Annotated in this window: 11 protein-coding genes and 1 pseudogene; 7 read left to right on the forward strand and 5 right to left on the reverse strand. The window is 69.5% G+C overall.

Features of this window, described 5'->3' with window-relative positions:
- Positions 1-187 precede the first annotated feature (187 nt).
- The gene (locus OHN74_RS33150) at positions 188-1,168 is read left to right on the forward strand and encodes an aldo/keto reductase (protein WP_327698232.1); all 981 of its coding nucleotides are present in this window, start codon (positions 188-190) and stop codon (positions 1,166-1,168) included.
- Between the two features lie 90 nt (positions 1,169-1,258).
- The gene (locus OHN74_RS33155; RefSeq protein ID WP_327698233.1) at positions 1,259-1,798 is read left to right on the forward strand and encodes an NAD(P)H-dependent oxidoreductase; all 540 of its coding nucleotides are present in this window, start codon (positions 1,259-1,261) and stop codon (positions 1,796-1,798) included.
- Between the two features lie 56 nt (positions 1,799-1,854).
- On the opposite strand, the pseudogene OHN74_RS33160 reads toward OHN74_RS33155, so the two are convergent.
- The 3 genes and pseudogenes from OHN74_RS33160 to OHN74_RS33170 all read right to left on the reverse strand — a co-directional run.
- Positions 1,855-2,555: pseudogene (locus OHN74_RS33160) on the reverse strand (sigma-70 family RNA polymerase sigma factor); the annotation flags it as partial.
- Positions 2,556-2,592: 37 nt separating this feature from the next.
- The gene (locus OHN74_RS33165; RefSeq protein ID WP_327698234.1) at positions 2,593-4,122 is read right to left on the reverse strand and encodes a helix-turn-helix domain-containing protein; all 1,530 of its coding nucleotides are present in this window, start codon (positions 4,120-4,122) and stop codon (positions 2,593-2,595) included.
- A gap of 64 nt (positions 4,123-4,186) precedes the next feature.
- Positions 4,187-4,384, reverse strand: coding sequence for a DUF4236 domain-containing protein (locus OHN74_RS33170; RefSeq protein ID WP_327698235.1), 198 nt, complete (start codon positions 4,382-4,384; stop codon positions 4,187-4,189).
- Positions 4,385-4,628: 244 nt separating this feature from the next.
- Between OHN74_RS33170 and acnA the strand changes: the two genes are divergently transcribed.
- Positions 4,629-7,346 carry an aconitate hydratase AcnA gene (acnA, locus tag OHN74_RS33175; RefSeq protein WP_327698236.1) on the forward strand — a complete coding sequence of 906 codons (2,718 nt, stop codon included), beginning with the start codon at positions 4,629-4,631 and terminating at the stop codon, positions 7,344-7,346.
- Positions 7,347-7,421: 75 nt separating this feature from the next.
- Here acnA and OHN74_RS33180 read toward each other — a convergent pair whose 3' ends face one another.
- Positions 7,422-8,423, reverse strand: coding sequence for a helix-turn-helix transcriptional regulator (locus OHN74_RS33180; RefSeq protein ID WP_327698237.1), 1,002 nt, complete (start codon positions 8,421-8,423; stop codon positions 7,422-7,424).
- Between the two features lie 64 nt (positions 8,424-8,487).
- Positions 8,488-12,189 carry a S8 family peptidase gene (locus tag OHN74_RS33185; protein ID WP_327698238.1) on the reverse strand — a complete coding sequence of 1,234 codons (3,702 nt, stop codon included), beginning with the start codon at positions 12,187-12,189 and terminating at the stop codon, positions 8,488-8,490.
- Positions 12,190-12,447: 258 nt separating this feature from the next.
- On the opposite strand from OHN74_RS33185, the gene OHN74_RS33190 reads away from it, so the two are divergent.
- From OHN74_RS33190 to OHN74_RS33205, 4 genes are all read left to right on the forward strand, one after another.
- Complete coding sequence (locus OHN74_RS33190; protein WP_327698239.1) at positions 12,448-13,182, forward strand: response regulator transcription factor; 735 nt, start codon at positions 12,448-12,450, stop codon at positions 13,180-13,182.
- Positions 13,179-14,684, forward strand: coding sequence for a sensor histidine kinase (locus OHN74_RS33195; protein WP_327698240.1), 1,506 nt, complete (start codon positions 13,179-13,181; stop codon positions 14,682-14,684). Before OHN74_RS33190 ends, OHN74_RS33195 begins: the two co-directional genes overlap by 4 nt.
- A gap of 387 nt (positions 14,685-15,071) precedes the next feature.
- Complete coding sequence (locus OHN74_RS33200) at positions 15,072-16,172, forward strand: lytic polysaccharide monooxygenase auxiliary activity family 9 protein (protein ID WP_327698241.1); 1,101 nt, start codon at positions 15,072-15,074, stop codon at positions 16,170-16,172.
- A gap of 383 nt (positions 16,173-16,555) precedes the next feature.
- Positions 16,556-19,855, forward strand: a complete 3,300-nt coding sequence (locus OHN74_RS33205; protein ID WP_327698242.1) for a GH92 family glycosyl hydrolase — start codon at positions 16,556-16,558, stop codon at positions 19,853-19,855.
- The last annotated feature ends 67 nt before the right edge of the window (positions 19,856-19,922 follow it).

The following is a 19,922-nucleotide window of genomic DNA, read 5'->3' on the forward strand; positions in this document are numbered from 1 at the left end:
GCCCCTGACGAAGCGCATGCCCCCGCCGGGCGGCAGCTACGGCGCCGCCCCGGCACCCGAGCACCAGCAACCGCGCCGACAACGCGCGGATCACCCCAGCACGGTCCGCCAACCGGTGGCGCACCCCGCTGCTCATGACCACCGACCGGCCCGACGGCCGCCACCACACGGAATGAAGGAGTATCCGATGAAGCACGTATCACTGGGCGGGCTCGAAGTCTCACGCATCGGCCTGGGAGCCATGACCATGGCCGGCACCTACACCACGGGCGGGGGACTCGACGACGCCGAGTCGATCCGCACCATCCACCGAGCCCTGGACCTCGGGGTCACCCACATCGACACCGCCGAGATCTACGGCCCCTTCCACAGCGAGGAAATCGTCGGCAAGGCCATCAAGGGCCGGCGCGACGAGGTCGTCGTGGCGACGAAGTTCGGTCTCGTCTCCCACGCCGGCGATGGTCCCGGCGTGATCGACAGCAGCGCCGGGAACGTGAAGGCCGCCGTCGAAGGCTCGCTCCTGAGGCTCGGCACCGACCACATCGACCTCTACTACCAGCACCGCGTCGACCCGAACACGCCCATCGAGGAGACCATCGGCGCACTGGCCGAACTGGTCGCCGAAGGCAAAGTGCGCCACATCGGACTCTCGGAAGCCGGCCCCGAGACGATCCGCCGCGCACACGCCGTACATCCGGTGGCCGCGCTGCAGACCGAATACTCCCTGTGGACCCGCGACGTCGAGGCCGAGATCCTCCCGCTGGTGCGCGAGCTCGGCATCGGGTTCGTTCCCTACTCGCCGCTCGGCCACGGCCTGCTGACCGGGCAGATCCGTACCGTCGACGACTTCGCCGACGACGACTGGCGCAAGACCAACCCGCGCTTCACCGGCGAGAACTTCCGGCGCAACCTGCGCATCGTCGACGAAGTACAGGCCATCGGCGCCGAGATCGGCGCCACCGCGGCCCAGACCGCACTGGCGTGGCTGCTGACCCGTGGCGACGACATCGCCCCCATCCCCGGCACCCGGCGGGTCTCACGCGTCGAAGAGAACACCGCCGCCGACGCCGTAGAACTCAGCCCCGCACAGCTCGACCGCCTGAACAACCTCACACCGGCCGCGGGCGAACGCCACAACGAGGCGAACATGGCCACCATCGACCGGTGATCTGACGCCCCGGCAACCTGCTGACCGTCGCACCCGACCAACCCGCGTCCGTTCACCCATTTCACCGATCACTGAAGAGGTTCTCTCATCATGTCCAAGGTTCTCCTTGTCGTAGGTCACCCCGACCTGTCCCGGTCGAAGGCCAACAAGGCCCTGGTGGACGCCGTCCGCGAGCTGGCCCATGTCACCGTGCACGACCTCTACGCCACCTACCCCGACTTCCGGATCGACGTCGACGCCGAGCAGGCACTGCTGGCCGACCACGATGTGATCGTCTTCCAGCACCCGGTGTTCTGGTACAACACCACCCCCTTGTTCAAGCAGTGGCAGGACAAGGTCTTCACCCTCGGCTGGGCCTTCACCATGGACGGTTCGCCCTCGCAACTGGCCGGCAAGAAGGCGGTCGTCGCCGTCACCGCCGGCGTCCCCGCCGACCACTACACCCCCGAAGGCGCGAACCGGACCACCATCGAGACCCTCCTCAGCAACTGGCACGCGACCCTGCGGCTGTGCCAGTTCGACATCCAGCCGATGGTCAAGCTGTACGGCACCGCCTTCGGCCTCTCCGACGAAGACCTGGCCACCGCCGCCAAGCAGTACAACGAACTGCTCGCCTCCTTCGCCGCCTGACCGCACTCCCACGAGGTTGGTGATCCGCTGCCGTGGACGTCGGCGGCGGAGACGGTGTTCTGCTCGGATCGGTGCAGGTCACGGCCGATCCCGGCCTGGGTCGTCTCCTGGCCGAAGCGCATCTCGACGATGGCCCGTTCCCTCTCGTCGAGCTGCCGCAGCGGCGGGCCGAGCGTGTGGAGGTCCTCGAACAGGCCCAGCGCGGGATCGACGTCGCCCATGCTGTCCGCGTACGTCGGCGCACTGCCGGACCCGTCGTCGGTGCCCGCGGTGTCGATAAAACCGGCGACATACCCGTTCGCGGCGACCAGACCCTCGATCACCTCGTGGCGAGGTCGACGCGGAGTTCCTGCAGGCGCCGGGGGGCGTGGACGGCCCAGGTGACGTCGCGGAGGAAGCGTTTGGTCTCGCCGACGATGCAGGGGATCGCGAAGGAGGTGAACTCGACCTCACGGGTCAGGTCGAAGCGGTCGGTGGCCGTGATGAGGCCGATCGTGCCGACCTGGATGACGTCCTCCACGTCACCGCTGTCCCGGGTCCTGAGCCGGCGCGTCGCAAAGTGCACCGGCGACAGGTTCATCCCGATCAGCGTGTTCCGCGCGTACTGATGCTCCTGGGTGTCTTCCTCCAACCCCCGCAGCCGGTCCATGAACAGCCTGGACAGCACGCGCGCGTCCTCGGGGGCGCCCTTGCCACCCTCCTCGATCCACGGCAGGCCGCTGATGACGTGAGGTGTCTCCGAGTTCCTGGCCCGCATTCATGCAGGTCAGACAGGGTGCGGCGGCACCGTCCGTTCAGATGTCCCGGAAGATCTCGATCTGCGCCCCCACCGAGTTGAGCCGCTCCGCCAGATCCTCGTACCCGCGGTTGATGACGTACACGTTGCGCAGTACGGACGTGCCGTCGGCAGCCATCATGGCCAGCAGGACGACCACGGCGGGCCGCAGCGCGGGCGGGCACATCATCTCGGCCGCTCGCCAGCGGGTCGGGCCCTCGACCAGCACCCGGTGCGGGTCGAGGAGCTGGAGGCGGCCGCCGAGGCGGTTGAGGTCGGTCAGATAGATCGCGCGGTTGTCGTAGACCCAGTCGTGGATGAGGGTCTTGCCTTGGGCGGAGGCCGCGATGGCCGCGAAGAACGGCACGTTGTCGATGTTGAGGCCAGGGAACGGCATCGGGTGGATCTTGTCGATCGGCGCCTCCAGCTTGGAGGGCCGGACCGTCAGGTCGACCAGCCGGGTGCGGCCGTTGTCAGCGAAGTACTCGGCCGTACGGTCGTGGTCGAGCCCCATCTCCTCCAGGACCGCCAGCTCGATCTCCAGAAACTCGATCGGCACCCGGCGCACGGTCAGTTCGGACTCCGTGACGACCGCCGCCGCCAGCAGGCTCATCGCCTCGACCGGGTCCTCGGAGGGCGAGTAGTCCACGTCGACGTCGATGGTCGGTACGCCGTGCACGGTGAGCGTCGTCGTACCGACGCCCTCGACCCGTACACCCAGGGCCTCCAGGAAGAAGCACAGGTCCTGGACCATGTAGTTGGAGGACGCGTTACGGATGACGGTCACCCCGTCGTGCCGGGCGGCGGCGAGCAGAGCGTTCTCGGTGACGGTGTCCCCGCGCTCGGTCAGCACGATCGGACGGCCGGGGGAGACGGAACGGTCGACCCGGGCGTGGTAGAGCCCCTCCGTCGCCGCGATGTCGAGCCCGAACCGGCGCAACGCGATCATGTGCGGCTCGATGGTCCTGGTGCCGAGGTCGCAGCCCCCCGCGTACGGCAGCCTGAAGGCGTCCATGCGGTGCAGCAGCGGGCCGAGGAACATGATGATCGAGCGGGTCCGGCGGGCGGCCTCGGCGTCGATGGCCTCCATGTCCAGTTCGGCAGGCGGCACGATCTCCAGGTCGACGCCGTCGTTGATCCACCGCGTCCGTACGCCGATCGAGTTGAGGACCTCCAGCAGGCGGTACACCTCTTCGATGCGGGCGACGCGGCGCAGCACTGTGCGCCCCTTGTTGAGGAGCGAGGCGCACAGCAGCGCGACACACGCGTTCTTGCTGGTCTTGACGTCGATGGAGCCGGACAGCCGACGACCACCGACCACGCGCAGATGCATCGGACCCGCGTATCCCAGAGAGACGATCTCACTGTCGAGGGCTTCGCCGATTCGAGCGATCATCTCAAGGCTGATGTTCTGATTGCCGCGCTCGATGCGGTTGACGGCGCTCTGGCTGGTGCCGAGCGCCTCGGCCAGCTGCGTCTGTGTCCAGCCCCGGTGCTGTCGGGCGTCACGGATGAGCTTGCCGATACGTACGAGGTAGTCGTCTGCCATGGGGTTGAGGTTATCTCACATATGAGATGACGCCTCTTGTGGGATCCGTTGGGGTGACGGCTGCTCAGTCGCCCTTCTTTGTGCGGGTCTTCCGCCACCCGAAGGGTCCGGGCAGATTCATCGACGTCGTACGGCGTCCTGTGGTGCTGCGCGTGTGCCGCGGACCGTGTTCGCCGCCTGTGGTGACCGACATGGATCGCCTGTTGATGTTCAGTCGGAGCCAGGGGAGTATCCGGAAGCTCTTGCGGAATGTGAGAGGCATGGAGCCCGGTTACCCCGGATCGGCGCAGTAATGGGCCACATCACACGGCGGCCGGGCATGACCATCCGCCACCCATGTACTAGAGTTATCTCGACATCGAGATATCTGCCCAGGCGCGCCGCAGCCCTACGCCGACACCAGTCGGCGGTAAGGGTCACCTAACTTAGCCTTACCTTAGCGGATCGGCCGAGTCGTCGTGGCGGCAGGATGCGGTGGAACGCGCACATCAATGAAGGAGACTGTCGTGTCGGCGAACAGCTTCGACGCCCGTAGCACGCTCAGCGTGGGCGACGAGTCGTACGAGATCTTCCGGCTGGACAAGGTGGAAGGCTCGGCTCGCCTTCCGTACAGCCTGAAGGTGCTGCTGGAGAACCTGCTCCGTACCGAGGACGGCGCGAACATCACCGCCGACCACATCCGGGCCATCGGCGGCTGGGACTCGCAGGCGCAGCCCAGCCAGGAGATCCAGTTCACGCCGGCCCGCGTGATCATGCAGGACTTCACCGGCGTGCCCTGTGTCGTGGACCTCGCCACCATGCGTGAGGCCGTCAAGGCGCTCGGCGGTGACCCGGCGAAGGTCAACCCGCTCTCCCCGGCCGAGATGGTCATCGACCACTCCGTCATCGCCGACAAGTTCGGCACCAACGAGGCCTTCGCGCAGAACGTCGAGCTGGAGTACGGCCGCAACAAGGAGCGCTACCAGTTCCTTCGCTGGGGCCAGACCGCGTTCGACGACTTCAAGGTCGTCCCGCCGGGCACCGGCATCGTCCACCAGGTGAACATCGAGCACCTCGCGCGGACCGTCATGGTCCGTAACGGCCAGGCGTACCCCGACACTCTCGTAGGCACCGACTCGCACACCACCATGGTCAACGGCCTCGGTGTGCTCGGCTGGGGCGTCGGCGGTATCGAGGCCGAGGCCGCGATGCTCGGCCAGCCCGTCTCGATGCTCATCCCGCGCGTCGTCGGCTTCAAGCTCACCGGTGAGCTGACGCCCGGCACCACCGCCACCGACCTCGTGCTGACCATCACGGAGATGCTCCGCAAGCACGGTGTCGTCGGCAAGTTCGTCGAGTTCTACGGCGAGGGCGTGGCCGCCACCTCCCTCGCGAACCGCGCCACCATCGGCAACATGTCGCCGGAGTTCGGTTCCACCGCCGCGGTCTTCCCGATCGACGGCGAGACCATCAAGTACCTCAAGCTCACCGGCCGCTCCGCGCAGCAGCTCGCGCTCGTCGAGGCGTACGCCAAGGAGCAGGGCCTCTGGCTCGACCCGGCCGCCGAGCCCGACTTCTCCGAGAAGCTGGAGCTCGACCTCTCGACGGTCGTCCCCTCCATCGCCGGCCCGAAGCGCCCGCAGGACCGCATCGTCCTCGCGAACGCCGCCGAGCAGTTCAAGGTCGACGTCCGCAACTACGTCGACTCCGTGGACGAGGCGGGCCAGGAGTCCTTCCCGGCCTCCGACTCCCCGGCCGTCGCCCCGAACGGCGCCCCGTCCAACCCGGTCACCGTGACCGCCCCCGACGGCTCGACCTACGAGATCGACCACGGCGCGGTGACGGTCGCGGCCATCACCTCCTGCACCAACACCTCGAACCCGTACGTCATGGTCGCCGCCGCGCTGGTGGCCAAGAAGGCGGTCGAGAAGGGCCTGACCCGCAAGCCGTGGGTCAAGACCACCCTCGCCCCGGGCTCCAAGGTCGTCACCGACTACTTCGACAAGGCGGGGCTCACCCCCTACCTCGACAAGGTCGGCTTCAACCTCGTCGGCTACGGCTGCACCACCTGCATCGGCAACTCCGGCCCGCTGCCGGACGAGGTCTCCAAGGCCGTCAACGACCACGACCTGGCCGTGACCTCGGTGCTCTCCGGCAACCGCAACTTCGAGGGCCGGATCAACCCCGACGTCAAGATGAACTACCTGGCGTCCCCGCCGCTGGTCGTCGCGTACGCCCTCGCGGGTTCCATGAAGGTCGACATCACGCGCGACGCGCTGGGTGTGGACCAGGAGGGCAAGCCGGTCTTCCTGGCCGACATCTGGCCCTCCGAGGCCGAGGTCAACGACGTCGTGGCGAACGCCATCGGCGAGGACATGTTCAGCAAGTCCTACAAGGACGTCTTCGCGGGCGACGCCCAGTGGCAGGCCCTGTCGATCCCCGAGGGCAACACCTTCGAGTGGGACCCCCAGTCGACCTACGTCCGCAAGCCCCCTTACTTCGAGGGCATGACGATGGAGACCACCCCGGTCTCGGACATCGCCGGCGCCCGTGTCCTCGCCAAGCTCGGCGACTCGGTCACCACCGACCACATCTCCCCGGCCGGCGCGATCAAGGCCGACACCCCCGGTGGCAAGTACCTCACGGAGCACGGTGTCGAGCGCCGTGACTTCAACTCGTACGGTTCCCGCCGTGGCAACCACGAGGTGATGATCCGCGGTACGTTCGCCAACATCCGCCTGCGCAACCAGATCGCGCCGGGCACCGAGGGCGGCTACACCCGCGACTTCACCCAGCCCGACGCGCCCGTGGCGTTCATCTACGACGCCTCGCGCAACTACATCGAGCAGGGCATCCCGCTGGTCATCCTGTCCGGCAAGGAGTACGGCTCCGGCTCGTCCCGCGACTGGGCCGCCAAGGGCACCGCGCTCCTCGGCGTCAAGGCCGTCATCGCCGAGTCGTACGAGCGCATCCACCGCTCGAACCTCATCGGCATGGGCGTGCTGCCGCTCCAGTACCCGGAGGGCGCCACCGCCGAGTCCCTCGGCCTCACCGGCGAGGAGACCTTCTCCTTCACCGGCGTCGAGGAGCTGAACAACGGCACCACCCCGCGCACGGTCAAGGTGACCACCGACACGGGCGTCGAGTTCGACGCGGTCGTCCGCATCGACACCCCCGGTGAGGCCGACTACTACCGCAACGGCGGCATCATGCAGTACGTGCTGCGCAACCTGATCCGCAACTAGTCGATCAGGTAAGGCAGTTGGGCCGCACTTCCCGCGCAGGCGGGGGTGCGGCCCTTCGCGTGTCCGCCCTGCCTCCTACACCCAGCCCCGCTGTGCGGCCCGTACCCCCAGCTGGAACCGGCTCGACGCGCCCAGCCGGTCCTGCAACTCGCTCACCCGTCGGCGCAGCGTCCTGAGGCTCACCCCCAGATGGCGGGCCACCGCCTCGTCCTTCAGGCCGGCCGTCAGCAGCCGGGTCAACGTCCGCTCTCCCTCGGAGAGTTCACCCTCACCGACTCCCTGGCCGAGGGGTGTCGCCTGCTGCCAGGCCAGGTCGAAGAGCTTCTGCAGTGCCTCGGTCACCGCCGAGTGCCTCACGACCGCCGCACAGTAGCCGCCCGCTTCGGACGAGGTCAGCGGAAGCATCGCCCGACGGCCGTCCACCACCAGCAACTTGACCGGCACCGAGGGCAACACCCGCGCCTGCTCACCGAGTTCGACCATCTTCCAGGCGTGGAAGAGGACGTCCGGATCCTCCAGGGCGGTCGCCGCGTACACCGTGCGGTACACGATCCCGCGGCTGAGCAGGTCGGACTGAAGGTCCAACTGGGGGGTGCGCGGCGCCAGATACGGGGGAGTGTCGAAGACGCACACCTCGTGCTCGGCGCCCGCGTACAGCTCCTCCAGCCGGGCCGAGTTGGCGCCCTCCCCGGACACCACCTCGACCAGCCGTGACGGCTCCTCCCGGAGCAGCCCCGCCTCGTACGCGGTCGCCATCTCCTCGGCGGTGGCGGTGAGAAGTTCGGACTCCGTCTCGCGCCGCCGGATCAGTGCGCGGATCGCGACCCGCGGGTCGACCGCGCGTAACCCGCCCATGGAGTCCGGTGGTTGCAGCAGACCGAGCGAGAGCAGCCGGTTGCAGGACTCGCGGATCCGGGCCGGAGCGGCACCGGTCAGCAGGGCCCAGCCGGCCGCGCCCGCGTCGGGTTGGTGGAGGATCGACTGGTACACCAGCTCGTCGAGGGCGGAGACCCCCACCGCGGCCCAAGGACTCGCGGCAGGGGTCTGTTGTGCCGTGTCATATGCCGTATTGACCATGCCACGGCACGCTAGAGGATCCTTGTTAAGACTGAGGCACAGGAGACGGTAGTTGCTTCGGCAGCTACTTCAGTCCGAACGCCCGCAGCACGGTCTGGTCGATCCCGTTGCCGTCAAGGTCGGTGGCCCGCACCCGCAGCGACACCGACTCGGCGCCCTTCGCGGCCTTGAAGCCCGCCTTGCCGTTCCTGACCTTCACTTCCTTCCAGGAGGTGCCGTCGTCGTAGGAGACCCAGGCCTTCAGGCTGCGTGCCCGCACGCTTCCCAGCTGGTCGGAGACCGGCAGCGCGACCTCCAACTCCTGCTTGCGTTCAGCCCGGTTGAGAAGGTCGAGGCCCTTCGGGGCGATATTGACGGTGAGCAGCGGCAGGGCGGTCGAGGCGTCGGTGTGCGCCGAGGCGAAGGTCCACTCGGAGTGTGTGCTCGTGGAGTACCTGGCCCAGGCCGCCCGGCGCTGCACGTCCAGTGCGAAGCGGTACGAGGCCTTGTCCGCCGGCACGTCGAAGATGCCGTATCCGCCGAACGTCGAGTCACCGACCAGCTGTCCGTCCGCGTAGAGCTTGCCCTTCGCGGTGGTGTCGGTGCCGTCGACGTATCCGTAGTGACCGGGCGTGGAATCGTTCAACTCCGTGACCGAGAGGGTGAGTTTGTCGCCCGTGCGTTCGGAGAGGCCGTACTCCTCGCTGGTTCCGGGGCGGACGACCTGGCGCAGCCAGTTCTCCGTCGTCTTCTCCGTGGCCGCCTTGTCGAAGGTCCGCAGCGGGCTCCACTGGCCCCTGAACGTGTTCCAGTTGGGGTAGACGACGTGCCAGGTACGGGTGTCGGGGTCGACGTAGTAGTACTCGTCGCGCTCCGTGCCCAGCTGGGTGTACACGCTGCTCTCGATGGCGAAGAGCTGCCAGGGGCGGTAGGTGTACAGGGTGTCCGCGCCGATCTCGCCGGCCGTCGCGCCGTAGTAACGGGCGTGTGCCTTCACCGTGTTGGTCTTGTCCAGACGGTACGTCTGGTCGGCGGAGATGCCACCGCTCTGCGCGACGAGCAGGTTGTAGACGTACGGGCTGACCGGTGTGCCGCCCAGCTTCAGCGTGACCTTCCTGCCGGTCTTCAGCAGGCCGGTGAGCTTGGCGCCCTCCTCGCCGGTGGCGATCATCAACGGGACGGTGGTCGCGCGGTCCACGGCCTCGATCCAGAAGCCGGGCGTCTTGCGGTACGCGATTAGGTAACCGGCGCCCGCCTTGGTGGCGTTGTCCAGGGCGCTCTGGGCCCGTTCGGTGGCGCCGAGCGCGACCACCGCGACCTTGCCCTTGACGTCGAGCCCGGCGAAGTCGGCCGCGGTACCGCCGCCCGCGTCCACCGCGCGGACCCTGTGGTCGCCGCTGATCTTCAACGGGAAGTCGTTGTACGTCTGGGAGTAGTAGAGCGAGGACAGCTCGGTCTGCTCCGGGCTGGTGACGCTCGCCGTCAACTCCTCCTCGTACAGCCGGAACTTGGCGGAGAACTCCAGGTTTCCTATGGTGACCTTCGGGGTCGGCACCACATAGAGGTGGTCGGTCCAGAAGCCCTGGCTGTAGGTGAGGCCCCAGGCGTTGCCCGGCCCCTCGCGGTGCACATTGGTGCTGAAGCCCTTGAACTCGGAGTTCTGCTTGGTCTTCGGCTTGATCTCGACAGCCTTGCGGGCGTCGAGGACGACCGCGGTGTCCCCGCCCACCTTGATCTCGGGGCTGCTGACGACCGAGGTACCGACGGCCAGACCACCCGCGTCACGGTCCGGGATCCAGGTCGAGATGGCGTACGTGCCGGCCGGGACCTGCCAGGTCCAGCCGGTGCCGAGGAAGCCGTACTCGTCGGGGTAGGCGCCGTTCAGCTCCATGAGCGTGTAGATCGAGCCCCCGGTGGGCGCCTTGCCGTCGCGGCCCAGGAGCGAGACCTTGAGGGCGTAGGTCTTCGGCGCCTTTTCGAAGCCGACGCCCGTGGTGACCTGGACGCCGTCGGCGGTCGCCGTGACGTGGCCCGTGTACCGGCCCTGCGCCTGTGCCGCCGGGTCGACCGTCACCGGGACCGTGGCGGTGCCCTTGGCGGGGACGGTCACCGTGCCGACGCCCGGGGCGGCTGCGGCGAGAGAGGACGAGATCGTCAACTCCACCGCCTTGTCGGTGGTGTTGGTGTACGTGATGTCCTTGGCGACGGCCACCGAGTCACCGTCCTCGAACTCGCCGAAGCTCAGCGCCGAGGTTCCGAACACGCCCTGCCCGGCCGCCCGTACGACATCGACCCGGCCGTCGCCCTGCTCGAACACGGAGTTGTCGGCGTTCGTCCTCGCCGTACTGGCCAGCGCATCCTTGAGCTGCGCTCCCGTCCAGTCCGGGTGGGACTGCGCGACCAGCGCCGCCGCGCCCGCGACATGCGGGGTCGCCATCGAAGTACCGTTCGCCGCCGTGTAGTTGTCGTCGACCGGCGTGCCCATGGAGGTGCCCGCGGCCCGGGCCGCAGTGATGCTCACGCCCGGCGCGGTGATCTCCGGCTTGACCGCGAAGTCGCCGGGGCGCGGACCCCGGCCGGAGAACGGGGCCAGCTTGTCGGACTTGTCGACCGCGCCCACCGTCAGCGCCGAGTCGGCGATGCCCGGGGTGCCCACGGTCTGCTCGCCCGGGCCCGCGTTGCCCGACGCGATCACGAAGAGGGCACCGGTGGACGCGGACAGCTCGTCGACGGTCTCACTGAGCACGTCGGAGGGACCGGTCGCCGTACCGCCCAGCGACATGGAGACGATCTTCGCACCGGAGTGCGCCGCCCACTCCATGCCCGCGATGATCCAGGAGGACTGGCCACGACCGTCGTTGCCCAGCACCTTGCCGACCAGCAGTTCCGCGCCCGGTGCCACACCCCTGAGGCGGCCCGCCGAGGCCGCGCCCGAGCCGACGATCGTGGACGCCACATGGGTGCCGTGCCCGTGGCCGTCCTGCACGGCCTGGTCCGGTACGAAGCTGGTCGACTCCGCGATCTTCCCCGCGAGGTCCGGGTGCCCGGCGTCCACGCCCGTGTCCAGTACCGCGACCTTGACGCCCTTGCCGTCGTAGCCGGCCTGCCACAGCTCGGGCGCGCCGATCTGGGGCACGCTCACGTCGAGGGACGCCTTCACCCGGGCGTCCAGCCAGAGCTTGTCGATGCCCTCGCCGAGCTGCTTCGCGGCCCTCGCGGTGGGCTCGGTGCCGAGGGCCGGGGCGATGTCCGCCCAGAACGCGGTCGATTTCCTCGCGCTCAGCGCGGCGCCGTCGATCCCGGGGAGCGCGAGCGTCCGGCGCGCGCCCTCGGGGGTCGCACCGCCCTTGCTGTACGTCGCGATCACGGGGGTGGCGCCGGTCTTCGCGTCGCTGTAACCCTGCTTCACCAACTGGCTGACGTTGAAGAGAGCCGGGTCGAGGCGGCCCGCCTGGATCAGCGGAATCGCGTCCGTCGGCAGGACGCTGACCTCGCCGTTCTTCTCACTGGACAGGAAGGTGGCGGCCTCGCGCCCCTTGCCGCGGCGGACGTCGACGGCGTTCTTGCCGTCCGCTCCCGCGGTGAGCGACACGGTGTCGCCGGTGATGAGGGTGACGGTCTGGGTGCTCGTGGCGCCCTGCTGGGTGGTGGGCGTGGTGGCACTCTGCGGGCGTGTGGCGCCCGGCTCTGTGACCGGGGACACGGGACCGGCCGCCGCGGGCACGATCGCGCCCGCGACCAGTCCGGCCGCTCCTGCCACGGCCCAGAGGGCATGGAGTCTTCGCATGTGTGGACGTCCTCCCCTGAACGCTGGAAAACGCTTCCGGCCTGGTGAGCGGAAGCCAGTGATCAGCGTGGGTGCCGCACGGAACGGGGCTCAAGGGATTCCTGTGGCCGGGGAGTGCCAATGCCACCTTCGGCCAAGGCAGTTGACCGCATCCGATCCGCATCCGACACGGCACCCGATGCCTCCGCGAGGGCGTCCCACGGCTCCGGCTCAGGTTGAACACAGGGTTCCCCCAGGAAACCGGGACACGATTCGTACATGTCTGGCACTTCTGGGGTTCGCGGCGGTAACGGCGGTCACGTCCGTGTGCTGATCGTCGACGACGAACCGGCGCTCACGGAACTGTTGTGCGTTGCCGTCACCGAGGCGGGCTGGCGGCCCTACGCCGCCGCCGACGGCGAGAGCGCGCTGCGCATCGCCCGCTCCTCGGCCCCGCACGCCGTCGTCCTCGACGGCATGCTGCCCGACCTCGACGGCCTCCAGGTGCTGCGCAGGCTGCGGTACGAGAGCCCACGGCTGCCCGTCCTCATGCTCACCGCCCGCGATGCCCTCGAACACCGTCTCGACGGACTGGAGGCGGGCGCCGACGACTACGTCACCAAGCCGTTCTCCCTGGAGGAGGTCGTGCTGCGGTTGCGCGGACTGCTGCGCCGGTGCGGCGCCGAACAGACGCGCACCGACGACTCCGTACGCGTCCTCGGCGACCTCGTGATCACCGAGGAGTCCCGCGAGGTGCACCGCGACGGCACCCCCGTCCAGCTCACCGCCAAGGAGTTCGACCTGCTCAGCCTGCTGATGGGCCATCCACGCCAGGTGCTCAGCAAGGGGCAGATCCTCGACCATGTGTGGACCAGCTGCTTCGACAGCGGCGACAACCTCGTCGAGGTGTACATCTCCAGTCTGCGCCGCAAGATCGACAAGGGCCGGGCCCCGATGATCCACACCGTGCGCGGACTCGGATACGCGATCCGGGCGGGGGAGGACGGGAGATGACCGTACATCTGCGCGGGCGCTCGCTGCGGACCCGTCTGCTGTTCTTCATCGGGGTCACCCTGGCCGTGGTGTGCGCCGCCATGGCGGTCACCACCATCTTCGCCCAGCACAAGTACCTGCTGGGCAGCCTGGACGACCGCGTCGCCAACGCCGTCGCGCGCAGCCAGGGCGGTGCCGCGCTCCATCCCGAACTGGACGCCAACCTGGGCTTCCTCAACGAGAGCGGCCAGCCCGCCGGAACCCTGGCCGCCCGTCTCGCCGCCGACGGCACCCTGCTCTCCGCGCAGGTCGTGACCCAGGACGCGGCGCCGCGGGACCTGACCCCCGCCCAGCGCTCCGCACTCGCCGGCATCAAGGCCGACGGCTCGATGCACACCCGGACCGTGCCGGGCCTCGGGACCTACCGGATCACCGCGGTCGGTGGCAGCACCGAGAACGGCGTCCGGGTGCTGACCGGGCTGCCGATGGACGACGTCCAGGACATGATCCGGGGGCTCGTCGTGGTCGAGGCCGTGGTGGCCGTGGTCGGACTGACGATCGCGGGCTGCCTCTGCGCGGTCGTGATACGGCGCCAACTGCGGTCCCTGGGCCGGGTCGCCGCCACCGCGGTCGAGGTCTCGCGCGCGCCGCTGGGCCGGGGCGCGGTCGTCGGCCTCACCCGCGTCCCGGAACGCGACACCGACCCGCAGAGCGAGGCCGGCCAGGTCGGCGCCGCCCTCAACCGGATGATCGACCACGTCGAGTCGTCCCTCGCCGAACGCCAGGCCGACGAGGAACGCATGCGGCGCTTCCTGTCCGACGCCAGCCATGAACTCCGTACCCCGCTCGCCTCGATCGCCGGATACGCGGAACTCATGAACCGGGGTACGCAGCGGATCGAGCCGGCGCTGGCCTGGCGGCGCGTGTCGGCGGAGTCGGCGCGGATGACCGGGCTGGTGGAGGACCTGCTGCTGCTCGCCCGGCTCGACGAGGGGCGGCCGTTGCAGTCCGCCGAGGTGGATCTCGCGGCGGTGGTCGCCGAGTCGGTGTGGGACGCGCGAGCCGCGGGGGAGAACCACCACTGGCAGCTCGCGCTGCTCCTGGACTCCCCGGCGCTGGTCGTCGGCGACGAGGCCCGGCTGCACCAGGTGGTGGCCAACCTGCTGGCCAACGCACGGGTCCACACACCCGCCGGCACGACGGTGGTGGCCTCGGTGGAGATCGTGGACGAGCGGTGCGTCATCCGCGTACGCGACGACGGCCCCGGCATCCCGGCGCACCTGCTCCCGTCCGTCTTCGAACGCTTCACCCGAGCCGATGTCTCCCGCGCCCGCAACAGCCCCCAGGACGGGGGTTCGGGCCTCGGCCTCGCCATCGTGTCGGCCATCGTGGCGGCCCACGGAGGCGGCATCGACGTCGAAAGCACCCCGGGACACACCGAGTTCACGATCGAACTGCCCACCGCGAGAGTGGTGCCGCCGACGGCGTCGCGCCCTGAACTCCGTACGCCCCTTCGACGGTGAGCCCGGGTCGTACCCAGGAAGCTCCACCGCGGGCGCAGCGGCCCCGCAGAGGCTGGTCAGGCCGGCCCTGTTGCCGCGTCCCAACCCCCGCCCCCGGCTTCGGGTTTCGCGAGGGCCGCAGTCATCCGGGTGCGGTCCTCGTGCGTCAGGCGTTTACAACGGCACCGTGCGGCGCTAGCTTCGAAGGAGGGTGAGGTGGGAGCGCTCCCACACCGAGCGGACCGGAACCCGTAAGCGGGAGTCGCTCCCACCTCACCACCCCCCACGCATCACACCGTGCGCATCGCGCATCACGCGCGCCCCCGCCGGGCGCGCCCCTTCACCCGCACGTTCCGTACGTACCGCACGACGTACGGCGCATCGCGTACGACTGAAGGAGAACATGACATGGCCCTGACATCAACTTCCCCACCTTCCCCCAGGACCCCACGCCGATTACCGCTACCCACCCGAGGCAGAGCCTTCTTCCTCATCCTGCTGGCTCTGCTCACCGCGATCCCGGCCCTGGGCCTGGTCGTCACGGCGGGCGGTGACGCGGAGGCCCACGGCACCCCGATGAAACCCGGCAGCCGTACCTTCCTCTGTTGGCAGGACGCCCTCACGGACACCGGCGAGATCAAAGCGATCAACCCGGCCTGCAAGACGGCACAACAGGTCAGCGGAACCACGCCGTTCTACAACTGGTTCTCGGTGCTGCGCTCGGACGGCGCCGGCCGCACCCGGGGCTTCGTCCCGGACGGCCAGCTGTGCAGCGGCGGCAACACCAACTTCACCGGGTTCAACACCCCCAGCGCCGACTGGCCGTTGACCCATCTCACCTCGGGTGCCAACGTCGACTTCTCGTACAACGCGTGGGCGGCGCACCCGGGTTGGTTCTACGTCTACATCACCAAGGACGGCTTCGACCCGACCAAGACACTCACCTGGGACGCGATCGAGTCGCAGCCGTTCCTGAGCGTCGACCACCCGCCGCTCAACGGCACCCCGGGCAACGTCGAGGCCAACTACTCCTGGAACGGCACGCTTCCGGCGAACAAGTCCGGGCGTCACATCATCTACATGGTGTGGCAGCGTTCCGACAGCGCCGAGACGTTCTACTCCTGCTCCGACGTCGTCTTCGACGGCGGCAACGGCGAGGTGACGGGCATCAAGGACCCCGGCAACCCGCCCACCGAGCCCCCGCCCGGCGCGTGCACCGCCACCCGCCGTACGACGGGCTCCTGGAACGGCGGCTACCAGTCCGAGGTGACCGTCACCAACTCCGGGACCGTGCCGATGCTCGGCTGGATGGTCGACTGGACCCTCCCGACGGGCCAGACGGTGGACAGCCTCTGGAACGGCAACGCGACCTACAACGGCCAGGCGGTGATGGTCCACAACGCCAACTGGAACGGCTCGCTCGATCCGGGCAGGACCACGACGTTCGGATACGTCGTCCGGGGCTCGGGCGGTGATACGGCAACTACCCTGCCCTGCCGGGTCGGTTAGACCCGCGGGGCTGCACGTTCGGGTTCAGGCGGGTTGAAGGCCGCTCAGGGCGGACCCGGTGGTCGATACCCACCGGGTCCGCGAGCCGGGCCCGCACGGGGGATGAGGCCCGGGTGGAGTGCGTCCGGTGATGCGACCGGCTGGAGACAACGTTGTCCAGCGGCCCGAACGTCACTCTATCGCCCCAACGGACGACATCGTCAAACCGGTTGCCTCCGGCACCGTCCCCCACCGGAGTGGACCCGCTACCCCGCAGGCGTGACCGGCGCGCGCGTCCCCTCCACGGCCCCCGACCTCCCGTGGTACCGCTGGCGCACGTCACTGTCCCCGCGGCTTGTGCGACCTGTGGTGCGCGACCCGTCCGAAGGAGGAGGGGCCGCGTCATGCGTGTCCGCCCTACGTCCCTGCTGCTGACCGCCGCCCTGGCGCTGGGCACCACCACCCCGGCACTCGCGGCGACGAGTGTGCCCGCAACGCCCCCGAACCCCCTGGTCCAGGACCCCACCCCGTACGTCGATCCGCTCATCGGCACCAGAAACGGCGGCGACGTCTTCCCGGGCGCCGTCGTCCCGTTCGGCATGCTCTCCTGGAGCCCGGAGAACACCCGGGGCGACGCCCTCCGCACGGCGGCTCCCGGCGGCTACCACTACGACGCCACCCGCATCCGGGGCTTCAGCCTCACCCACATGTCCGGTACGGGCTGCGCGGGCGGCAGCGGCGACATCCCGTTCTTCCCGTACGCCGGTCAGGTCACCTCCTCCCCGGCGAGTGACACCAGGGACGCGGTGTACGCGGCCGACTTCAGCCACGCCGACGAGACGGCGGAGCCCGGCCACTACCGGGTGGGCATGGCGTCCGGGGTCACCGCCGACCTCACGGCGACCACCCGCACAGGCTCCGCCCGCTTCACCTACCCGGCCGGCAGACCGGCGTCGATGCTGATCCGCACGGCCAACTCCGAGGTGGGCTCGACGGATTCGACGGTCACGATCGACCCCGCCGCCCGCACGGTCTCCGGCTCGGTCACCTCCGGCAACTTCTGCGGCCACCTCGACCCCGAAGGCCGACGCGCCTACTACACCCTCCACTTCACGGCCCGCTTCGACCGCGCCTTCAAGGCGACGGGCACGTGGCGGGACGACCGGCTGAACCCGGGCGGCACCTCCACGTCCGGCGGAACAGGCGGCTTCACCGCCAACAGGGGCCGTCCGGTGGCCGGCAAAGGGGCAGGCGGCTATGTGGAGTTCGAGCCCGGCGAGGGTCCGGTGGGCGTCAAGGTCGGGATTTCGTACGTCAGCAGGGCGGGTGCCGAGGCCAACCTCGCGGCCGAGAACCGGCCGACCCGCTCCTTCGCGTCGGTCCAGTACGCAGCCCGACGTGCCTGGCGGGCCAGGCTCGCCGCCGTCAAGGTGGGCGGGGGCACGGAAGCCGAACGCACCACCTTCTACACCGCCCTCTACCACTCCCTCCTCCACCCGAACGTCATCAGCGACGCCGACCGCCGCTACCGGGGCGGCGACGGCGAGGTGCATCGGGTCCGCGCGGGCCACGACAGCCAGTACGGCACCTTCTCCGGCTGGGACGTCTACCGCTCCCAGCTCCAGCTGCTCACCCTCCTCGACCCCGACGCCGGTTCGGACATCGCCCAGTCCCTCTACGAACTCGCCCGCCAGAACGGTGGGTCGTGGGACCGCTGGCTGCACGGCGCGAGCGGCACCCACGTCATGAACGGCGACCCCTCGCCCGTCTCCCTCGCCGGTATCCGCGCCTTCGGCGGCAGACACTTCGACCTGCGCGGCGCGCTGGACTCCCTGCTCCGTGCGGCGACGGCACCGACGCGGCAGGACCTGTCCCCGGCGGGCAGGCCCGTCCTGTCGGTCGGGCAACGCCCCTCCCTGGACAAGTACTTGGCGCACCACTACATGCCGTCGGTGTCCAACGCGTGGGGCGGCGCCGCGGAGACCCTGGAGATGTCGGGCGCGGACTTCGCCCTCGCCGAACTGGCCCGTGCGGCGGGAAGGACAAGGACGGCGGACAGCTTCATGAAGCGCGCCCAGTGGTGGCAGAACAACTTCGACATCGCGGCCCATCGAAGCGGCGGCTACATCACCAACCGCAAGGCGGACGGAAGTTGGGTTCCCGGGTTCACCCCGGCCACCGGCAACGGCTTCGTCGAGGGTACGGCGGCCCAGTACACCTGGATGGTCCCGCACAACCCGGCGGGCCTGTTCGCGGCGATGGGCGGCACCGCCACGGCGGTCGACCGCCTGGACGCCTTCTTCCACCACCCCGACGGCAGCTGGGCCCTCACCGGCAGCGGCGGCGAGAAGTCGGAGCTGGACAACGAACCCTCGGTCAACGTCCCCTACCTGTACGCCTATGCGGGCGCGCCGCACAAGGCCCAGGAGACGGTGCGCGCGGCGATGACGAGGCTCTGGTCGACGCGCCCGGGCGGCATCCCAGGCAACGACGACCTCGGCGCCATGTCCTCCTGGTACGTCTTCGCCGCGCTCGGCATGTACCCACAGGTGCCGTCACGGGCCGAACTGGTCCTGACCTCACCCCTGTTCCCGAGGATCGAGATCGACCGTCCCTACGGCAACGACATCTCGATCCGCGCAGAGCGAGCGGCAGCGGACACCCCGTACGTCCACTCCCTCGCTGTGAACGGCCGTACGAGCGACCGCCCTTGGCTCCCGGCGACCTTCGTCCGGCACGGCGGCACACTGGACTACACCCTCGCCGCCACCCCCAGCCGCACCTGGGGCACCGCTCCGTCCGACGCCCCGCCGTCCTTCCGGGCGGGCGAGCAGCCGTACCAGATCGGCGTCGGGCCCACCGCGGCGACGATCGCACCGGGTGGCAGCACACAGGTGGACATCCGCGCACTGTCCCTGACGGGCACCGCCACCCCGGGTCCGGAGGTGAGCTTCGAGGTCAGGACCCCGAGCGGCGTAACGGCAACACCTGCCTCCGGAACGGTCGTTGAGGGCACCCGGCGGATCACGCTCACGGCGTCTCCCGATGCCGACCAGGGCTTCCATGAGGCGAGGATCAAGGTGACGTCGACGCCTGACACGGCATACGAGCAGCCGGTCTCCCTCACCGTGGCGGCCCCCGGATCCCTCCTCGCCGCCTACGACAACACGGGCACCTCCGACGACACCGGCGACCACACCGAGGCCGACTACGACCGCGGAGGCTGGAGCTACTCACGGCAGGCCCTGGCAGCGGCGGGCCTGGTCCCGGGCGCGCGGGGGAAGCTGCGGACGGGCCTGACCTTCACCTGGCCGAGCTCGCCGACGGGCCGTCCGGACAACGCGTCGGCGGCTGCCCAGACAGTGCAACTCGCCATCCCCACCACCCAGATGTCGTTCATCGGCAGTGCGGTCTTCGGCAGTCGGCAGGCCCGGGCGACCGTCACCTACACCGACGGCACCACCGGCACGGTCGACCTGGCCTTCACCGACTGGACGCTGGGCGGTGGCACGGGCACCGTCCAGTACGGCAACGAGGTCGTCGCGAGGACCACGTACCGGAACGTCTCGGGAGGGGGCCGGGACCCGGTCCCGACGTACGTCTTCGCCACCAGGCCGTTCCAGGCCCCGGCGGGCCGGAGAATCGCGAGCGTCCGCCTCCCGGCCGACGTAGACCTGCACATCTTCGCCCTCGCGGCCACCTGACTGCCTGACCGGCGCCGCCTCTGGCGGAGGACACCACCGCCCTACGCCGGTTGCTGCCCCGCCTCCC

Origin of the sequence: Streptomyces sp. NBC_00459, from assembly GCF_036013955.1 — a bacterium.
Classification (GTDB): domain Bacteria; phylum Actinomycetota; class Actinomycetes; order Streptomycetales; family Streptomycetaceae; genus Streptomyces.

Coding starts and splice junctions, on each gene's coding strand:
- OHN74_RS33195 (WP_327698240.1), top strand. CDS start 13,179: ATGACCGTACATCTGCGCGGGCGCTCGCTGCGGACCCGTCTGCTGTTC.
- OHN74_RS33200 (WP_327698241.1), top strand. CDS start 15,072: ATGGCCCTGACATCAACTTCCCCACCTTCCCCCAGGACCCCACGCCGA.
- OHN74_RS33150 (WP_327698232.1), top strand. CDS start 188: ATGAAGCACGTATCACTGGGCGGGCTCGAAGTCTCACGCATCGGCCTG.
- OHN74_RS33190 (WP_327698239.1), top strand. CDS start 12,448: ATGTCTGGCACTTCTGGGGTTCGCGGCGGTAACGGCGGTCACGTCCGT.
- OHN74_RS33205 (WP_327698242.1), top strand. CDS start 16,556: ATGCGTGTCCGCCCTACGTCCCTGCTGCTGACCGCCGCCCTGGCGCTG.
- OHN74_RS33155 (WP_327698233.1), top strand. CDS start 1,259: ATGTCCAAGGTTCTCCTTGTCGTAGGTCACCCCGACCTGTCCCGGTCG.
- OHN74_RS33170 (WP_327698235.1), bottom strand. CDS start 4,384: ATGCCTCTCACATTCCGCAAGAGCTTCCGGATACTCCCCTGGCTCCGA.
- OHN74_RS33185 (WP_327698238.1), bottom strand. CDS start 12,189: ATGCGAAGACTCCATGCCCTCTGGGCCGTGGCAGGAGCGGCCGGACTG.
- OHN74_RS33165 (WP_327698234.1), bottom strand. CDS start 4,122: ATGGCAGACGACTACCTCGTACGTATCGGCAAGCTCATCCGTGACGCC.
- OHN74_RS33180 (WP_327698237.1), bottom strand. CDS start 8,423: ATGGTCAATACGGCATATGACACGGCACAACAGACCCCTGCCGCGAGT.